Source organism: Streptomyces sp. NBC_00012, assembly GCF_045040875.1.
Taxonomy (GTDB): Bacteria; Actinomycetota; Actinomycetes; order Streptomycetales; family Streptomycetaceae; genus Streptomyces.
The window spans coordinates 162,707-180,040 of record NZ_CP108311.1 but is presented as its reverse complement, the minus strand read 5'-3'; the positions used below and the strand labels follow the sequence as shown (position 1 = coordinate 180,040).

Here is a 17,334-nt window from a genome sequence, read left to right as displayed (position 1 = left end):
TGGGGGCTCCTTGGTCCGGGTGTGTGGCGGAACAGCTGCCGCACCAGGGCTTGGAAGGGGTGAGCAGGCCATGGCGGATCAGGTGCCCGCGACAGAGGACGGTACGGACTTCGAGCTGCTGATGCAGGCACGTCAGCGGCTGCGGGATCTGGTGGTGCAGCTGGAGATGGCGCCGTTCGCGGACCGGACGGCGGCGTCCATGCGCGCTTATCTCGATGAGGACGCGGGACCGGCGCAGGCGGCGTTCGCCCGCTGGGCGGCGTTGCCGAAGGCGGCGCGGGACCGGCTGGCTGCCCGGATGTGGCAGGAGCAGCCGTGAAGCGCCGCAAGGAGCACACGGAGGACGTGCTGCCGGGCGAGGCGGGCGGTTGGTCGCTGGGCTCCCTGGGCGCTGCCGCGAACACAGTGACGGTGCTCCGCCGCACGGCCTGGGCCTTGCTGGTGGCCGGGCCGGTGCTGGCGGGGTGGGCGCTGGTGTCCCAGCCCGCCGTCACGGCGCCTGCAGCCCCGGTGCGTCAAGAGCAGCCAGCGGCCGGGCAGTCGGCGGCGGGGCCGGGCGGGCTCGCGGAGCTGTTCGTGAGCGCATACCTGACGGCCGGGGAAGGCACCGAGGAGTCCCTGGCTCCGTTCCTGCCCAATGCCCGCGACGTGAGCCTGACTGCCGATCCGGGCGTGCAGCGGGCGCAGGAGGTCGCGGCGGTGCGGGTGCGTCCCGTGTCCCCCGGCTACTGGTCGGTGACCGTGGCCGCCCGGGTGACCCCGGTCGGTCCTGCGGACGGGAAGAAGAAGCCGGAGCCGGACCGGGTCGGGGCCGGGGCCGGGTCGGTGCTGCGGTATTTCCAGGTCCCGGTCAGGACCGGTACAGGGGGCGCTCTGGCGGCTGCGGCTCTGCCGGCCGAAGTGGGCGCGCCGCTGTCCGGTGAGGCCCCGGTGCTGGCGTATGGGCAGTCGGTCCCGGTCCGCAGTACCGATCCGGCTGGGCAGACGCTCACGGGCTTCTTCGCCGCCTATCTCGCCGGCAGTGGTGAGCTGGACCGCTACCTGTCCCCCGGTACGGCCCTGGCGGCGGTGTCGCCCGCGCCGTACACGCAGGTCGCGGTGGACCGGCTCGCCGAGGTCGGCACGAACGACCCGGGCAGCGCCCCTCCGCAGTCGGACGGGGCGCGCAGGCAGCTCCTCGTCGACATCACCGCGTCCGATCCCGGCGGTCAGAAGCGGCCGCTGACGTACGCAATCACGATCACGGCGCGGGACGGGCGCTGGGAGATCGCATCCGTGGAAGGCGCCCCCGTGCTGAGCAACGAGCCGGCCAGGGCCGAGACGAAGGAGAGCACCCAGTGATGGACGTAGTGGATGTAACGGTGCTGGCCGGGGCGATCGACGACGTCAACCAGCTCAGCCAGAAGATCAACGACCTGCTGGTCGGTTCGGTGATGTCGCTCATGGTGGTCGCGGCAGTGGTGGCTGCCTGGGCCAAGACGAAGTCGGTGGTGTCCGCCGGCGTCGCGCTCGTCGGCGGAGTCGCGCTGTGGTTCGCGGTGATGAACGCGGCGGTGTTCCGCGACAGTGTGGGCGAGGACATCGCGCCGGACAGCGGCACCGCCAAGAGCGCGGGTGCCGGTTACTCGGTGGTCCGGGTCATCGAGCCGGTGCCCGGTGACCGGCGATGAACGGATTCCTGGCCGGGTGTGTGGCGGTGCTGTTCGTTCGGTTCGCCGTGTCGTACGTGTGGGCCAAGATCCGTTCGCTGCTGGTCGCTTCGGGAGCTGTGTTCGTCAGCGCGGCGACGGTGTGGCAGATGTTCGGTGAGCTGCGATGAGCGGCGCTGCGGAGTCGTCGCCGGAGGTGCTGGTCGGCCGGTGCTACACCCGGGCGCGCCGTCACCCTTTGATGATCGGGAAGTGGCCCGGTGGGCGGGGACGGATCTGGGGTGGCCCGTACACGGTGCCGCAGATCGTGGTCTTGGCCGTCTCGCTCGCGGGCCTGGTGCTGACGCGAGGGCTGTGGGCGTATTTCGGGCTGTTCAACTACGCGATCGCGCTCGGTGGGCCCTACGGGTTGTCGCTGCTGGTGCGCCACATCCGGGTCGACGGCCGTAATCCGCTGGCCGTGGCCGCGAGCTCCGCCTCACTGGTGACGAGGCCGTCCGGGGGGCGGTTGGGCGGGCGTCCGCTCAGGGCGCTGGGCAGTCACCGGGCTTTGATCGGGGTGTGCAGCGTCACCTGGGCCGCATCGCAGCCCGGAGCAGGTAGCGGGAGCGCGGGCCGTCCCGTGCTCCGTCCGGCTCGGTCACAGGCTGCGGCCTCCCGTGCGATGGGCGTCGGCCGCAGCACCACGGCAAGAGCCGTCCCTGTGGCCGTCGCCCAGGAGGACGTCGGCGTAATCCGTGGAGCGGCTGGCCGGCGGCCAGCGCCGGTCGCGGCGGCGTTGCTCGCCGCCCGGCGCCGCGAAAACCAGTTCAGCGCGAGTGATGCGCCCGTGGCGCAGCGAGGGGAGTGATCCGCGATGCGGATGCCGATCCGGCATGTGGCCGGGAACGTGATGTGGACCGTGCACGGTCAGGTCTGGGCGGTCTACCGGGTGGCGGGAGCGGATGCCGCTCACACGTCGCGGCGGGCGAAGGAGCAGCGGCTGAAGCAGTTGGAGGCTTTGGTCAAGGCGCTCAGGGGTGAGTCGATGCTGCTGAGTCTGTGTCCGGCTGTCGACCCGGCGAGTGTGGTCGCGAAGATGGCCGAGGGCGTCGACCTGGTGGCCTCTCCCCGGTACCGGCAGGCCACCGGTGTGTTGCGGGGGCAGCTGGAGCAGCTGGATCTGGCGGGGCGTACGGACTGGCTGGCGGTGCCGCTGCCGATGACGCGCGGGGAGTCGGCGCGGGAGGTCTTCGCGGCGGCGCGTGCGGATGTTGCCCTGCAGCTGGGGCTGCTGCCGCGGCCGGTGTCGGCGCGTGAGGAGGACGAGCGCCTGGCCCAGGCGCAGCGGGTGGCGTCGGTGTGGCCGTCGGCCATTGCTCTGCGTCCGGCGACGACTGCTGAGGTCTTGTGGATCTACGGGCACAGTGCCCGTCGCGGTGTCCTCGAACCAATGCTGCCGGACGGGGCGGGTCCTCGGATGCGGGGCAGGGGGCGGGGTGCGGCGGCGCTGGGTCAGGTGGTGCTCGCCGAGGGCGGCAACCTGCTCGACGAGCAGGCTTTGGGCGGCGGCGCTGCCGGCTCCGGCCGGACCGCACAACAGGCGGGGCGGCGGAAGGCGGGGCGGGCGAATCCCTTTGCGCGGCGGTGGCTGGAGGTGACCACGGAGTGGGGGCCCTCGTATCAGGTGATGCTCGCCCTTTCCGAGATGCCCGAGGCGTTCGCGTTCCCGGGGTCTGAGTATCTGTCGTCGCTGGATGCGTTCTCGTTCCCGGTGGACTGGGTGGTGCGCCTGAGTGTCTCTTCCGGCACCGAGGCGGAGGCGAAGACTCGGCGTCAGGCGCGTGAGCTCGCCAACCAGTACGCCGAGTACGACGGTGAGACTGCGGGTGTCCCGGCCAGCGTCGACAAGGCGGTGGGGAGCCTGGACGAGTACCGCGAGCGGCTGACCGCCTCCAGCACAGAGGTCGAGGTCCGTGCCATGACCGCCCTGTGCGTGTGGGGCGGCACGCCGGAGGAGGCCGAGCGGCGGGCCGGGGAGCTCGCCGGGCACTTCGCCGGCAACGAGTACACCTTCGCCCGGCCGCGCGGCGAACAGGAAAATCTCTGGCACGGGATGCTGCCCGGTACCCGCACCCCGCAGGTCATGGCCCAGTACGCGCAGTACCTGGTGGCACGGGACTTCGCGATGGCCGGCCCGTTCACCGGCAGCGGACTCGGCGACGCCACGGGGCCGTTGTTCGGGCTGCAGCTGGCCGGCGGCGGGGTCCGTCCGGTACTGACGGACTGGACGCGCGGCCCGCGGGAGAACACCTCGGCAACCGCCGCATTCCTCGGGGAGCTCGGTGCGGGCAAGACGACCGCGATGAAGTCGGCCGTCTACTCCGTGCTCGCCGCGGGCCGGCGGGTGCGGGGCGGTACGCGGCGCGGCCGGGCCGTGATCGTGGACCGGACCCCGCGTCAGGAGTGGCTCCGCTACGCGCAGGCGTGCCCGGGTGAGACCGAGTGCATCACGATCGACGACCAGGCCGCTGTCTCGCTCGATCCGCTGCGCACGTTCACCGGGCGGGAGGCGCAGCGCTTCACCGAGTCGTTCTTGACGCTGCTGCTGGGGTTGGCGCCGATGAGTGATGAGGGCATCGCTCTGTCGGAGGCGGTCGAGGCGGTGCTGGCCGATCCCCACCCGTCGATGCGGGTCCTGGTCGAGGAGCTCACCAACCGTGGTGCGTCCGGTGATACGCATTCGGCGATGGCTGCCCGCCGTCTGTCGGCGGTGAGGCGCAAGGACCTGGCCCGTGCCATTTTCGACGAGTCGCTGCCCGTGGTCCGCGGCTCGTCGGCCGACACCCTGGTCTTCTCGGTGTCCTCGCTCGCGCTGCCCACCAAGAGCGAGCTGCGAGGCGGTGGGGACCGGCTGGACAAGATGGAGTTCGAGAAGATCTTCGGGCGTGCGGTGATGTACCTGATCGCTGCCCTGTCCCGGAAGGTCGCCTACGCGGACCTGGACGAGTTCGCTCTGGTGGTGTGGGACGAGTGCTGGTGGCTGACCTCCAGTCCGGAGGGCCTGGCCCTGGCGCTGGAGCTGGTCAAGGACGGGCGCAAGCACAATGCCGGTGCGCTCTTCGGTGGGCATGACGAGGACGACATCGGCCCGGCCGACAACGAGAACGGGCAGATCCTGCGCGGTCTGATCCCCCGCAAGTTCGTGTTCCGGCACACGGACACCAACCTCGCCCGCCGGGCCCTGCGCTTCCTCGGCTGCAATCCGGACGACGAAGACCTCATCGCCCTGGTCACGACCGGGCTGTCGCCCAACAGTCCCGAGCTCAGCGACGAGGAACGCGCGGCGCGGGCCGGCGAGTGCCTGCACCGCGATCTGACCGGGCGGATCGGTGCCATGCAGGTCACGCTGCCCGCCGACGAACAGGCCGTCGCTCACATCCACTCCCAGCCCATGCAGAGCGCAGCGGCATGACCAGGCGGGCCGCCGCACCGGCGGGAACACCGACAGCACGCACCCGGGACCGGGGCATACGGGTGCTGCAGGGGATCAAGCGGTGGCTGCGTCCCGGGCGGTCCATGGCCGTGGGCCTGGCGCTGCTGGCGCTGTCGTGCCTGACGTCGCTGGTGCTGGCGACCGTGACGGCCAGCGCGGCCCCCACGCCGTCGCCGACGCCTTCGGTGGGCCCGACGCTGCCCGGCCCGGACAACCCTCTCGACCCGAGCCCGATGGTGCCCGACCCGGGTACCTCGGGCAGGCCGGATGACTCCCCGCTGATCCGGGACGCGAACAAGGAGGCGGCGAAGAAGGAGAAGGCGGCCCGCGCCGAGTTCGAGAAGCTCGTGGCGAAGTACAAGAGGGACCGGGCCGCACAGGGCGGGGTGCTGTCCGCGTTCAATGTGACCGACCGGGACGGGAATCCCGTCAGTTCGTATCGCATCTACTCCGACACCGGGGACTGGAACGACTGGGACCTGAGCGTGGAGGGGTTCCTCGTCGAGATGGCGTTCATGGGGAACAAGTGGATCGTCAGCTTCGCCTGCTTCCTCCTGACCTGGAGCCTGGCCTTCTCCCTGGCCGGGCTGATGCTCAAGCCGGCGCTGCAGGTCTCGACGTCGCTGTACGGCGGGGTCGTCGTGCAGATGGGTCTGCCGGCGCTGTTCCTCACCTTCACGATGGTCGTCGCGTCGTGGCATCTGCTGTTCGGGAACCGGGTCCGCGGCTGGGGCGAGATGGTGGCGGCGCTGGTCGTCTCCGCGCTCGCACTGGGTGCTCTCGCCTCGCCTCCGCAGCTCCTGCTCAGCACCGACACCGGGGTCGTGGGCACGGTGCGGGCCCTGGCCGTCGAGACCGCCGCCCTGGTCCTGGACAGAGAGGCCATCGACTCGAACCGGCCGACCACCGAGAGCGAGTGGGAGAAGAAGCCTTCCGGGTCGACCGTGGGGGCGCAGGTCCGTTCGTCGCCGAGTGCGCTGGCCCGGCCCATCACCGATGCCCTCGTGGACGCGTTCGTCGCCCGGCCGGCCATGCTCCTGTCCTACGGGCGGACCTTCGAGGGCAGCTGCGGGAAGAGGTTCCGCGACTCGCGGATCCAGCAGGCCGTGTTCGACCAGCTCGTCGACTCCACGATGGAGAAAGGCAAGTCCTTCCTCAAGGACCTGCCGTTCGGGATCGGGCTGCCCGACAACGTCAAGAACTGGATGGTCGACACCACCATCGACGTCTCCTCTGCCCAGATGCTGGAACAGGTCCACACAGCGGGCCCCATCGCGGCGTTCGAGAAGGCATGTGTCCCGAACGCAGGGGCGCTGAAGAAGGCCTCGATGGACAAGGTCGGCGGCGCCATCTTCATGCTCCTGGCCGCGTTCCTCACCTGCGCGTTCGTCATCGTCCTGGACGCTGCATTCCTCTTCGCCCAGCTGCAGATCGCCATCGAGGCGATGATCGCGAAGGTGGCCCTCGCCGCCGGGATCCTGCCCGGCCCCGGCCGCGCCTGGCTGTGGGACCGGGCCGCGGCCATCGCCCGCGGCCTCGCCCTGATGCTCGCCTCCATCGCCTCCCTGTCCGTCTTCATCGTCGTCGTCAACGCCGTCCTGAACACACCGGAAAGCGACCTGCCGGGCGGTCTCACCGTCCGGTTCGTCCTCCTGGACTGCGTCTGCGTCGCCGCGTTCATCTACCGCAAGAAACTCGCCCGCTCCACCCGCGGAGCAGTGGCACACGCCCGTCACCGCCTCGGCAACTCACCCCTGGGCGGCGCCGCCTCCCCTACCCCCGCCAGTCCTCCGCGGCGCGGTGGACTCGGCAAGGGCCTGCTGCTCGGCGGGCTCATGCTCGGCGCGGCCGTCGCCACCGGAGGAACCAGTGCCGCACTCGGCGGCGCCGGACGCATCGGCACCAGCCGGCTCGCCACACGCCTCGGCGGCCGGCTCGCCCAGGGCGGAGGCCGCGCCGTGGCAGGACTGACACAGCTCACCGGCCGCACCATCGAAGCGGGCGCCAAAGGCACCGCGAAGGCCGGGGTGTTCGGCCTCAAGGCCACCGTCGGACTGCCGGTGTACGGGCCGCGCGCGGCCCGCAGGGTCGGCGCCGCCGCAACGGCCCTGCCCGGCCAGGCCGCCGGCCGGATCAGCAGCGCCGTTCAGAACCTCCAGCAGAACGCCCAGAGTTTCAACCAGAGCTACGTCCAGCCCGCCCAGCAGTTCGCCGGGGAGTACCGCCACAACGTGCGCTCCCTCGGCCGGATCGTCCGGGGCCGCCCCGGACTCGGCCCCTACACCCCGCCGCCCAGGCCCACCGCACCCGGTCCTCGCCGGGCACCGGCACCCCGCCCAGCCGGCCCACCCCCTGCCCCTGCACCCCAGCCTGCGCCGGCGGTCCGGCGGCGCCTTGCTCCGCCGCGCGTCGCCCAACCGCCCTCCAGCGCGGCTCAGGCCATGCTCCAGCAGCGCCTGCACCGCATGCGCCAGCAGAGGAACACCGGGAACAGCGCCCCGGCCGCGCCAGCGCCCGCCCCCCTCGCCCCTGTGCGCAGGCCGCGGGCCGCGCCCCGCCCTGGCGGTCGCCCGTGAGCGGCCTGCGGAAGACGGTGCTGATCGCCTCCCCCGTGCTGGCCGCGGCCGTGGGCGTCGTCGGTGTCCTGGTGCTGTTCATCGCCGCCGTCGCGAACGGGGCTGCCGGACACGAGGAAGAGACCGCGTCCCCACCGGCCGCCTCCGGGACGGCGCCGGGGGCGGTGGCCGGCATCAGTCCGGTGATGCTGTCCGTCTACACCCGCGCCGCCTCGAACGTCCGCACGCTGAGGCCGAAGTGCAAGGGCATGCGGTGGTCCGTCATCGCCGGAATCGGAAAGATCGAGTCCAACCACGCCGCCGGACACAGCATCACGCCCAGCGGCGACATCAGCCCGCGGATCCTCGGTGTCCGGCTCAACGGCTCCGGAGCCGGAGGGAACACCAGCGCCTTCTCCGACACCGACCACGGCCGGCTCGACGGCGACACCGCATACGACCGGGCCGTGGGCCCCATGCAGTTCCTGCCCTCCACCTGGAACGGCCCCAGCGGCCAGGACGGAAACAACGACGGCGCGAAAGACCCCCACAACGCGTTCGACGCAGCCCTCGGGACAGCCGTGTACCTGTGCGGCACCGGGACCACCGACCTGTCCCGAACCGACCAGCTGCGCAAAGCGGTCTACCGCTACAACCACTCCGACGCCTACGTGGACGACGTCACCGGGCACGTCGCCGAGTACGACCGCCTGCCCGCCACCGGAGACAGCACAGGCGGTACGGCGACCGGCCGGGCCGGCGCCGTCGTCAACGCCGCGATGGCGCAGCGCGGCACCCCCTACGTGTGGGGCGGCGGCAGCACCACGGGCCCGACCAAGGGCGGCTACGACTGCTCGGGCCTGATGCTCTACGCCTTCTACCAAGGCGCCCGGATCACGCTCCCCCGCACCTCCCAGCAGATGCGGCACTCCGGCACCCGAGTCCCCCGCTCTCAGATCCAACCCGGCGACCTCATCGTCATCAACAACGACGGGAACTGGGGACACGTCGGCCTCTACGCCGGCAACAACACCATGATCCACGCCCCCCGGCCCGGGAAGACCGTCGAGACCACTTCGACGGCCGGGTACTGGGAGCGGTACGACTGGGACGTACGCCGCGTGCTCTGACACCGCTGTAGGTTCCCACTAGAGATGTCGTAATCCCAGTGTTCTGTCATCAACTTGTCGTACGTCGCGGCCCACCTGGACGTAAGCGCGTCCTGTCGCACTCAAGCAGGCGTATTCTCACTCGATCTCATTCGAGTTGGCAGATTCTTGCCGACCAGGTTCCGAGCGACGGACCCGTACGACGCCCTTGTCCAGGTCAACACCAAGTGGCGTCCCCTCTCCGACCCGGACGTTCTTACGGAACCTCTCCTGCTCCATCGCCCGCTTCACCGCCTGCGCGGCTGGAGAGAACCCCTCTACCAACGCGGAAGTACGCCCCTTTGTCTTGCGGTAGTAGATCCACCCACGGCGCTCTGCCCACAGCAAAGCACGATCCACCAAAATCAGGCAGACGCCGGCGGCGACGCCGACTGTCACCACAATCACAGCGCTTCTCATACCGCTGAAACGTAGCAACCCTCTGTCGAGTTACTCCAGCAGCTGGTACAGCGACCGGCCGGGTCGGCGCCGTCATCAACGCAGCCCTGGCACAGCGCGGCACCCCTTATGTGTGGGGAGGCGGCAGCACCAAGGGCCCCACCAAGGGCGGCTACGACTGCTCGGGCCTGATGCTCTACGCCTTCTACCAAGGCGCCCACATCACGCTCCCCCGCACCTCCCAGCAGATGCGGCACTCCGGCACCCGAGTCCCGCGCTCACAGATCCGGCCCGGCGACCTCATCGTCATCAACAACGACGGGAACTGGGGACACGTCGGCCTCTACGCTGGCAACGACACCATGATCCACGCACCCCGGCCCGGTAAATCCGTCGAGACCACCTCAGCGTCCTGGTGGGAGCGGTACGACTGGGACGTACGCCGAGTGCTGTGAAAGGGGCTAAAAGTGCTCGAAAAGATCTACGCCATCAGCCGGTCCTCCGATGACGACTTGCTGCACGTTTCCTGGCGCCGCAAAAAGGGGCTGCACTGTGGGGCTACAAGTTCATGGCGGGCAACCAAAGCCAAGAAGCCAACGTGCCCCAAGTGCGCTGAGGCACTGGCACAAGCGTTGTGGAAGCCCTGGTGGGGACACCTGCTTGAGTGGCTGATCCTCAAGCCTCTGCTGTGGCTGTCCGTCGCGCTCTCTGTGCTCGTCATAACTGATCTGACCTTCGCGCGAGGCATGATCACGTCGACCCTGACCAGTTGGTTGTATCCGTAGGCCTCGATCTTTCTTGAGGGTCCGCCGCCGGAGTCGGTGGACCCTTTTGCTTTCCGGGGCTGATGCCGGGCAGGTCGGTGGCCCGGCTGTCGCGTCGGGTGGGCGCCGGTTCCACTGCCCGGGGCGGGTGATCCTGTCATCGAGACGGTTGAGAGTTGCTGGTCAGCCGGGGTCGGGCAGGAGCGCGAGCCGTTCAAGGGCGGCGGTGATCTCGCAGGTCCAGGGCCAGTGCCGGGCGAGGCGGAGAATCCTGCGCCGGCCGGTGGTGACGAGCTGGCCGGCTGCGGAGAGCAGGCGGAACCGCAAGCGACGCGGTTCCCAGAGCCTCGCCCGGCCGGTCAGAGCGAGCATGGGCATCCAGGCCAGCAGGTCGAGCGCAATCTGGACGATCTCCAGCCAGACCCGGTTCTGGGCAGTGTCGTGCAGGGGCAGGTTGCGCAGGCCGGTGGCCCGGGCGGCCCGGATCCGGTCCTCGGCCCGTGCCCGGAGCCGGTGACGCAGTTCGAGCCCGGCGATCGGCCGGCCGGTGGTGTTAGTCGCGAAGCACGTGATCCGCATACCGTCCGCGTCCGTGATCCTCAACTGGGCGCCAGGATGAGGCCGTTCCTTGCGGACGATGAGCCGCATGCCCTTGGGCCAGCCCTCCAGGAGCTTGCCGGTGAGCTCGGCGACCCAGGCCCCGTCACGGGCCTCACCGTCAGCCTCGACGGCCGGGGTCCAGGCCGAGGCGGGGACCTTCAGCACGTGTTCGTGGATCGCTTCGGTGACCGTCATGCCGACCGAGTAGGACAGCCATCGGCCCCGCTTCGCGAGCCAGGACACGAAGCCGTGGGTGCCGCCGGCGGAGTCCGTGCGGATCAGCGTCTGCCGCCCGCGCCGGTATCGCTTGGGCAGTTGGGCCAGGGCGAGTTGGGCGGTGGTGATGTGGTCGGCGGCGGTGTTGGAGCCCGCGTTTCCCGGTCTGAGGAGGGTGGCGACGGGCTCTCCGGTTCCGCCCGGTCCGTGGTCGACGAAAGCCGTCAGCGGGTGATGGCCATAGGTCTTCTTCCAGGTCGCGGCCGCGTCCTGCTTGTCCGAGTGGGCGATCACGAGGACGCCGTCGAGGTCGACGGTGACCTGACCGTCGGCGTCCGGGGCGTTCTCGCCGGCCAACAACCAGGCACGATGACGGACTTCGGAGCGTGCCGACCGGACGGCCTGCAGGGCTTTCTCGCCGGATGCGGCGAGGGTGTCGATCAGGCGGGAGACGGTCGGGTCGGAGGCGACCGGGCCGAAGACGGCCGGCTCACACCGCAGCATGGCGACGTCCGCGAGGCAGTCCCCGCCCAGTGCGACCGCCATGGTGACGTCCAGGAGGATCTTGCCGGGATCGTGGACGGCCCGCGGTTTGCGCCACGGAGCGAGAGCTGCGGATATCGCCTGGTCAAGGCCCGTCTTGCGGACCGTCTCCAGCAGCAGGACCGCACCGGCCTGCGAGACCACCTGCCGACCGTCTCCCTGGACACGGACACGTGGGAACGACGAGATAGGCTCTCTCACCTGGGAAGTGCTCTTTTCCTTGCAGCCAACAGGACCGTCAGCAAGTCCTATCGTTGCAGGTCAAGGGCACTTTCCGTGTTTCTGATCAACTCTTGGACAGCCCACCTCGTGAAAGCGCGAGGTTAAACGGCAGGCCGGGCAGGAAGGTCACCTGTCTGATCGGCGGAACCGGTATACGACACCCGGTGGGCCGCACCATGCTCGACATCACCCGAGCCCGGGGGCATCACCCACTGGACCGGCACGCGTCGTTCATTTCGTCGGTGTCGCCGGCCCGTGCTCTTTCGGGCTTGGTCGGCCCCCGCTGGGCGAGTGCGCAGAGCCGCTCGATCGATTTGTCGGCGTCGAGTGGAACTGTGAAGGAGCGGGAGCCCTCGACTGCGGTGATCCGCTCGCCTGTGGAGTCCGGCGAGAGCGTCGCGCCGTAGTGCACCCAGTAGCGATACAGTATTTTCTTGTCTTTGGTGTTCCAGACCACTTGCTCGCCGGCTCGGGTGGTGGTGTGAACGATGTTGCCCTTCTCATCCAGGATGCGGCCCAGCATGTAGACGCCGTCGTCGGTGAGAGTGCCCTCCCAATTCTTGCGCCCGATGTCCCAGAGGCGGACGGTTCCGCTGGCGTAGTGCACGACGAGCCGCTTGCCGTCAGGAGAGACGAGAAGACTGCGGATGGTTTCGTCGTGCTCGTTCCGTTTGATCCACCGGGTGTACTCGCCCGTTTCGAAGTCCCATGTGCCGACGCCCTCGAGGGTCCGCACAACCGCCTTGTGGGAGCCTGGCAGGGCACCGCCCCAGGTACCTGCCGCCGCATTGGCCAGTGCCCGCTCTTCCTGCTCCGACGGCTGGTAGATCAGGCCGTCCTTCTCGCCCGTCTCGAGATTCCAGCGGGATATGTAGGAGAGTCCCGAGATCACGGCGTGCTTGTCGTCGGCGAACGTGGTGTTGATCCAGGACGGAGTGAGCCCGGTCAGCGGGTCGGGCCCCTGGGCGGTGAGACCGGGCGGGGACGGCAGGTCTAACTCGTGTTCTAAGGACAGAGTGTGCGTGGTGCCGGACCCGGATGCGCCTTTGGTCAGCCGCCAGACCAGAATGCTCCGCTGGTCCGCGGTGACGGTGAGGGCGCGGGACCCGTCAGGGCTGAAGGCGGTGTAGAAGCGGGCCAGGGGTTTGGGCGACTTGGCGAATCCCATCAGCTTGCGGGTCTTCAGGTCCCACATCTGCAGAGAATCGCCCTTGGCATCGACCACTGCGAGGCGCTCGTGTTCCCCGTCCGCGGTGCGGAAGCCGCCGAGTAGAACGTTGGAGTCGAAGGAGTCCGGGGGACGGACGCGCACGGTGACAATGCTGCCGCCGACCGCGATGGCGGCCCGCAGGCCGTTCGGAGGACCGGAGAGGGCCACCGCCGGAAAGGCGTTTCCGCCGGTGACGCTGACGTCTTCGAATGCTGTGGAGGGTACGTCGAAGGTGCCCGGCCATCCTTTTTCCAGGTCGACGACGAGAAACCGCATACGGCCGAGGTCGCCGCCCATCCGGCCCACGGGTTTGACGAGATAGCGGCCCGTTGCGTCGAGCCGCGGAACGTAGAGCGGGCAGACCTGCACCGCCGTGGTGTTGTAGGTGCGTGTGCGGCGCGGTTGACGGCCGAGTCGCCACACTTCGAGAGTGCCCTGCGCGGTGCAGGTCACCAGGGTCTGCCCGTCACCGCTCACGGTCGCGGAAGCGGCTGCCCGCTCGCCCCAGGGGCGGTTCGGTTCGCCTGTCGCCCTGTCCCAGGCCAGCAAGCGGCCTGACGCGTCGTCCCGGCGCGCGCCAGCGGGGACGATGCGGGCCACCACCGTGTCGTCCGTCCCGAACCACGCCTCGACCGCGTCCCAGCCCTTCGGCGGGGTGAGCGTCCGGCCGACGCGACTGCCGTCGTCGGTACGCCACACCAGCACTCCCTCCCGGCGAATCGTTGCGAGGACCCGATCCCCGCCGAGGTCGAACCGGAGGTCGCTCGCGGGGCGCGGATTCGTCTCCACGTCGTCTCCCTCTCGCAGCGGGACGTGTCGCACTTTTGCCTTGGGGTCGAACATTCCTTCGGGGGTGCGTATACCCAGGGAGATGACACCCCAGTCGGTCGAGCGCGCCATGACACGGCCGTTCGCTGAGACGGCGAAGCGCGCGTTGTCGTCCGTGCCCGTCCGCTGCCACGGCTGGGGCCGTTCGACGTCGGCCCTGCGCAGGTCGAGCTGGGTGACGTCGCCGTTGTCGAGCAGGGCGTACAACTGCTCACCGGATCCGGTCAAGGAGATGTCCTCGACGTCGGACCGGCCTTCCATCACGACGTTCTCGACGTCCTTCATCCGCAGGTACTGGGCCATCAGCGCTGAGCGGGCCGTCTGCCGGTCCTCGGTGTTGAAGGCCGCGACGGCGAACAGTGACGAGGCCGTGAGGGACACGCTGTCCAGCGCGGTAGCCTGCTGCGCAAGGCGGTCCGAGGTGAGTCGTCGCTGCTCTGCGACCATGGCGAGATACAGGAACGACCCCACGATCAGTGCCAGTGAGGAGACGACGGCGACGATCGCGGTGAGTTGCCGCACCCGACGGGCGCGGGTCGCGTTCCGCTCAGCCTCCTGGCGTCTGCGGTCGTGCAGTTCCGCACTGCACCAGATGAAGGTGTGGTCGTCCGCCGTGAGCTCGTCACCGCGCTCCGCGAGCCGCTTTTCGGCCAGGCCCAGGGCAGGGTCCTCCAGAAGATGGCCATCGGGCCTGCCCTCCTCCTGCCAGCGCTGCCTGTCGAAGCGGAGGGTGCCGAGCCATTCCAGGAAGGCGCGGTCCTCCCTGAGCGCCTGGGCCAGAGGACGCCACTGTTCGATGAGTGCCTCGTGCGCCAGCTCTACTGTCTCGTGCCCCGTCTCGTCCACGCCGAGTACGAGAATGCGCGACTCCGCCAGCGTGCGGGCGATGGCCCACCGCTCCTCGCCCGCATCGCGGCGGAGCAGCCGCGCTCGCAGTGCCGTCTTCGTCCCGGGCGGGATCCGTACCAGCGCACGCAACAGACTCTCCGCGGCCGGTGAGGGAGCTTCTCCCTGTGCGTCATGCCAGGCGGTGTCCGCGCGCTCGCCGAGCGCACGGCCGACGCCGCCCAGGCGTTCGTACGTGTCGAACCCAAGACGTCCGCCATGGCGCTGGTCCCACAGCGACTCCAGAAGGAACCCGAGCAGCGGCAACGCCCCGGGCTGCCCCACCGAGTCCTTGACGATCCGCGCCGCCAGGCCGGCGCTGTATTCGACGCTGGGTACTCCGTCCAGCGGCCGCGCGACCGCGTCGGCGAGTTGTTGCGCTGTCATGGGCCCCAGCTGGTGGGCCGGGGCCCCGCCGACGAGTCGGCCGAGCTCCGGATGGCTGAGCATCGCGTCCTGGAAATCGGAGCGAACCACCGTGAGCACCCTTGTGCCGGGGTGCGCTGCGGCTTCCAGGAGAAGGCAGACCGTCTCGTGCAGTTCATCGTCCGGCAGGGTGAGCAGGCCTTCGGCCTGGTCGACGGCCACGACCACACGCTGCTGCCCGGAGTCAGCCGGTGAGGTCCGGGCGGGGAGCCGTTGCCCGGACGTGGCGCGGAGCAGGACGACCTCGACGCCCTGTTCCTTGAGGCGCGGCATCACACCAGCCATGAGCACGGAGGACTTGCCGGACCCGGAGGGCCCGACCAGAGTGACGCAGCGTGTCGGCCCGCCGTGTGCCCCAAGCAGCTCGAGAACTGCCGCGACATCGGCGTCCCTGCCGAAGAAGTGCCGGCTGTCGTGTTCGGTGAATGCGTGCAGACCGGGGAAGGGGGACCTCGGAGCCAGCAGCCCGGCGAGTGCGGGGATCTGTTCGGTGACGGTGCGTGTGGGGATGCAGAAGCTCTGGCCATGCGCCTTGGCGGCGGTCGCAGTGACGATACCCACCACGCCTCCCGCCACCTTGTCCCACACGGCCGCGCCGCTGAAGCCTGGACGGATCGGATCCGACGCGCCGTCCGGGGACATCTGCAGCCAGCCGATGCCGGTGTGGCCGCGCAGCACGGCAGTGTGCCAGCCTCCTTCCGCCATGTTGTCCGGCAGTCCGAAGACAACGGCCCGGTGAGCGAAGGTCGAGCGCGGATCGGCCATGATGACCGGCCGTGCACGGGCCAGGACACCTGAGAGCTGGAGCACCGCGAGGTCGCCGCGGCCGTCCGGATGCTCGGGCACCCAGTGGCTTATCCGCGCTGTGACGGTCTCCGTGTGCCCAGGGGTGTGCAGCAGGCGGACGGCTAGCGTGGTCTGTGGCCGCTCGGCATGCCCGCGTGCCAGCCCGGCTGCGTCGGTCACGACGTGGGCGCAGGTCAGCACCAGTTGTGGGGCTATGAGTACGCCGACCCCCGCAACGCCGGCCGGACCAGTGATCCGAACCGTGGCCGCCGTGAGCGATTCCTCGGCGATCTCGTCCTGGGAGTGGGACCGTTTGGCCATGGCGCGGTGCTTCCCTTCAGCCGGACCGGCGCGAAGTACCGGACCAGCTCAGGGTTACCGTGAAGTTTGCCTCGGTCCCCGTCGTCGCGATGACGACATCGGCTCCCGCTGTGAGCGAGATGCCGAACTCCAGGCCGATGTCGTCCGGTGGGTTGTCCATCTGGGTGAACCGGGACACGAAGCTCTCCGCCACGGGGCGCACCGCGTCCAGCATCTGGTCGAGGGTGCGCGACGCCTGAACTGCGGCGCGTGCACCCCGTCCGACCCGGGTGACCGCATTTTCCGGCTCCCTGATTCGCACCAGGATCGGCTCCTCGCCCGGGCGCCCCGTCGGGACCTGCACCGTCACCTCGGCCATTGTGTGCCCCCCTGTCCTCGCCGGCCGTTCGTATGACATGAGCTGACAGCAACGGGAACGGGGGGTCAAGGCCAAAGAGCGCCAACTGGCGACTTTGGGTCCCTAGTTGAGAAGAAGGCAGGGGAGTGCTGTCAGGTGGATGGTCGCGGTCCTGTCGTAGCGGCCGGCAGGGCCGTGCCACTGCTCGAGCTCGTCGATGCAGCGCTCGACCGTTCGTCCGGCTCGTCGGGTCGGGGCCCCTTTGACGGTCTGTCGTCCAGCGCGCCGGACATGCTCAGGCCGGAGCTGGTCAAGCCAGGCATCGCTCCGGAGGGCCACCCGCGACCGAGAGCAGGTCCACGACGAAGATGAGCGTCGAGTTCGCCGGAACGGAGGCAGCGGGGGACTGCTTGCCGCAACCGAGGCGCGGAGGGTCAATGATCTGACGTCGGCCGCCGACCCTCATTTCCCTCACTCCACGGCCCAGGGACACGGCAAAGTTGTAAATGCCGGAGCAGTTACGTCGCCGATGCGGGCGGTTCGGTCAGTGAGGCGATGCAGGTAGTGAGCAGGCGCCGCATCTGATCTTGTTCGTTGGCATCCAGATTGGCCAGCATGTCTTGCTCGACGCGGCGAACCGCGGCGCTGGCCATCTCGAGCTGGCAGCGCCCGCGGGCAGTCAGCTCGGTGGGCAGGGCCCTGCCTACGGGTGCCCGCGCTGGGCGGATAACGAGTCCCTGGCGCTGAGTCGGCGGAGGCCGCCACCGCCCGCCGCGACTCCGCCCAGGCGGAGGAGCAGGCCGCCGAAGCGGAGCTCCGCACGGCGCAGTTGCGCGAGGAGGACGGCGCGGACCAAGGTCGAGGCGGCAAGACACGTCGACCAGATGCCCAAGGCGGTGGTGACGACACAGTCCTTGAGCGGCACTCAAGCGCCCGGCCGATGTTCTGCACGATCTCCACCTGGGAGCCG

The 17,334-nt window shown here is 69.7% G+C and carries 14 protein-coding genes and 1 pseudogene; 10 read left to right on the top strand and 5 right to left on the bottom strand.

Annotated elements, in window-relative coordinates; translation table 11 throughout:
• The first annotated feature begins 70 nt into the window (after window positions 1-70).
• From OHA19_RS45245 to OHA19_RS45210, 8 genes are read left to right on the top strand one after another with little or no spacing between them, the layout of a single operon-like run.
• Window positions 71-319, top strand: a complete 249-nt coding sequence (locus OHA19_RS45245) for a hypothetical protein (RefSeq protein ID WP_331734642.1) — start codon at window positions 71-73, stop codon at window positions 317-319.
• A complete protein-coding gene (locus tag OHA19_RS45240) occupies window positions 316-1,341 on the top strand; it encodes a conjugal transfer protein (protein ID WP_331734640.1) in 1,026 nt (341 codons plus the stop codon). Before OHA19_RS45245 ends, OHA19_RS45240 begins: the two co-directional genes overlap by 4 nt.
• On the top strand, window positions 1,338-1,670 hold the full coding sequence (locus tag OHA19_RS45235) for a hypothetical protein (RefSeq protein WP_405753550.1): 333 nt from the start codon (window positions 1,338-1,340) through the stop codon (window positions 1,668-1,670). Before OHA19_RS45240 ends, OHA19_RS45235 begins: the two co-directional genes overlap by 4 nt.
• Complete coding sequence (locus OHA19_RS45230) at window positions 1,667-1,819, top strand: hypothetical protein (RefSeq protein ID WP_331734636.1); 153 nt, start codon at window positions 1,667-1,669, stop codon at window positions 1,817-1,819. Before OHA19_RS45235 ends, OHA19_RS45230 begins: the two co-directional genes overlap by 4 nt.
• Entirely contained in the window at window positions 1,816-2,499 is a 684-nt protein-coding gene (locus OHA19_RS45225) for a hypothetical protein (protein ID WP_331734634.1), read from the top strand. Before OHA19_RS45230 ends, OHA19_RS45225 begins: the two co-directional genes overlap by 4 nt.
• A gap of 6 nt (window positions 2,500-2,505) precedes the next feature.
• The gene (locus OHA19_RS45220; protein ID WP_331734631.1) at window positions 2,506-5,103 is read left to right on the top strand and encodes an ATP-binding protein; all 2,598 of its coding nucleotides are present in this window, start codon (window positions 2,506-2,508) and stop codon (window positions 5,101-5,103) included.
• The gene (locus OHA19_RS45215; protein WP_331734629.1) at window positions 5,100-7,700 is read left to right on the top strand and encodes a hypothetical protein; all 2,601 of its coding nucleotides are present in this window, start codon (window positions 5,100-5,102) and stop codon (window positions 7,698-7,700) included. The genes OHA19_RS45220 and OHA19_RS45215 overlap by 4 nt, the downstream gene beginning before the upstream one ends.
• Window positions 7,697-8,809: a bifunctional lytic transglycosylase/C40 family peptidase gene (locus OHA19_RS45210; RefSeq protein WP_331734628.1), complete on the top strand. Its 1,113-nt coding sequence runs from the start codon at window positions 7,697-7,699 to the stop codon at window positions 8,807-8,809. Before OHA19_RS45215 ends, OHA19_RS45210 begins: the two co-directional genes overlap by 4 nt.
• 117 nt (window positions 8,810-8,926) lie before the next feature.
• On the opposite strand, the gene OHA19_RS45205 is transcribed toward OHA19_RS45210, so the two are convergent.
• Entirely contained in the window at window positions 8,927-9,247 is a 321-nt protein-coding gene (locus tag OHA19_RS45205) for a hypothetical protein (protein WP_241196833.1), read from the bottom strand.
• A 110-nt stretch (window positions 9,248-9,357) separates the two neighbouring features.
• Here OHA19_RS45205 and OHA19_RS45200 point away from each other — a divergent pair, with 110 nt between their 5' ends.
• Window positions 9,358-9,681 carry a C40 family peptidase gene (locus tag OHA19_RS45200; RefSeq protein ID WP_331734625.1) on the top strand — a complete coding sequence of 108 codons (324 nt, stop codon included), beginning with the start codon at window positions 9,358-9,360 and terminating at the stop codon, window positions 9,679-9,681.
• Window positions 9,682-9,693: 12 nt separating this feature from the next.
• The gene (locus tag OHA19_RS45195) at window positions 9,694-10,011 is read left to right on the top strand and encodes a hypothetical protein (protein WP_331734624.1); all 318 of its coding nucleotides are present in this window, start codon (window positions 9,694-9,696) and stop codon (window positions 10,009-10,011) included.
• Window positions 10,012-10,173: 162 nt separating this feature from the next.
• Here OHA19_RS45195 and OHA19_RS45190 read toward each other — a convergent pair whose 3' ends face one another.
• The 4 genes and pseudogenes from OHA19_RS45190 to OHA19_RS45175 form a co-directional block, all read right to left on the bottom strand.
• On the bottom strand, window positions 10,174-11,550 hold the full coding sequence (locus OHA19_RS45190; protein ID WP_331734622.1) for an IS1380 family transposase: 1,377 nt from the start codon (window positions 11,548-11,550) through the stop codon (window positions 10,174-10,176).
• Window positions 11,551-11,776: 226 nt separating this feature from the next.
• Window positions 11,777-16,027: a trypsin-like peptidase domain-containing protein gene (locus OHA19_RS45185; protein ID WP_331734621.1), complete on the bottom strand. Its 4,251-nt coding sequence runs from the start codon at window positions 16,025-16,027 to the stop codon at window positions 11,777-11,779.
• Window positions 16,028-16,043: 16 nt separating this feature from the next.
• Window positions 16,044-16,376 (bottom strand): CU044_2847 family protein, encoded by a 333-nt coding sequence (locus OHA19_RS45180; protein WP_405723086.1) that lies wholly within the window; start codon window positions 16,374-16,376, stop codon window positions 16,044-16,046.
• A 298-nt stretch (window positions 16,377-16,674) separates the two neighbouring features.
• Window positions 16,675-16,869: pseudogene (locus OHA19_RS45175) on the bottom strand (FKBP-type peptidyl-prolyl cis-trans isomerase); the annotation flags it as partial.
• Window positions 16,870-17,334 lie beyond the last annotated feature (465 nt).

Bases quoted from the DNA above. Each gene is read 5' to 3' on its own strand.
- OHA19_RS45245 (WP_331734642.1), top strand. From the start codon at position 71: ATGGCGGATCAGGTGCCCGCGACAGAGGACGGTACGGACTTCGAGCTG.
- OHA19_RS45230 (WP_331734636.1), top strand. From the start codon at position 1,667: ATGAACGGATTCCTGGCCGGGTGTGTGGCGGTGCTGTTCGTTCGGTTC.
- OHA19_RS45225 (WP_331734634.1), top strand. From the start codon at position 1,816: ATGAGCGGCGCTGCGGAGTCGTCGCCGGAGGTGCTGGTCGGCCGGTGC.
- OHA19_RS45220 (WP_331734631.1), top strand. From the start codon at position 2,506: ATGCGGATGCCGATCCGGCATGTGGCCGGGAACGTGATGTGGACCGTG.
- OHA19_RS45215 (WP_331734629.1), top strand. From the start codon at position 5,100: ATGACCAGGCGGGCCGCCGCACCGGCGGGAACACCGACAGCACGCACC.
- OHA19_RS45205 (WP_241196833.1), bottom strand. From the start codon at position 9,247: ATGAGAAGCGCTGTGATTGTGGTGACAGTCGGCGTCGCCGCCGGCGTC.
- OHA19_RS45185 (WP_331734621.1), bottom strand. From the start codon at position 16,027: ATGGCCAAACGGTCCCACTCCCAGGACGAGATCGCCGAGGAATCGCTC.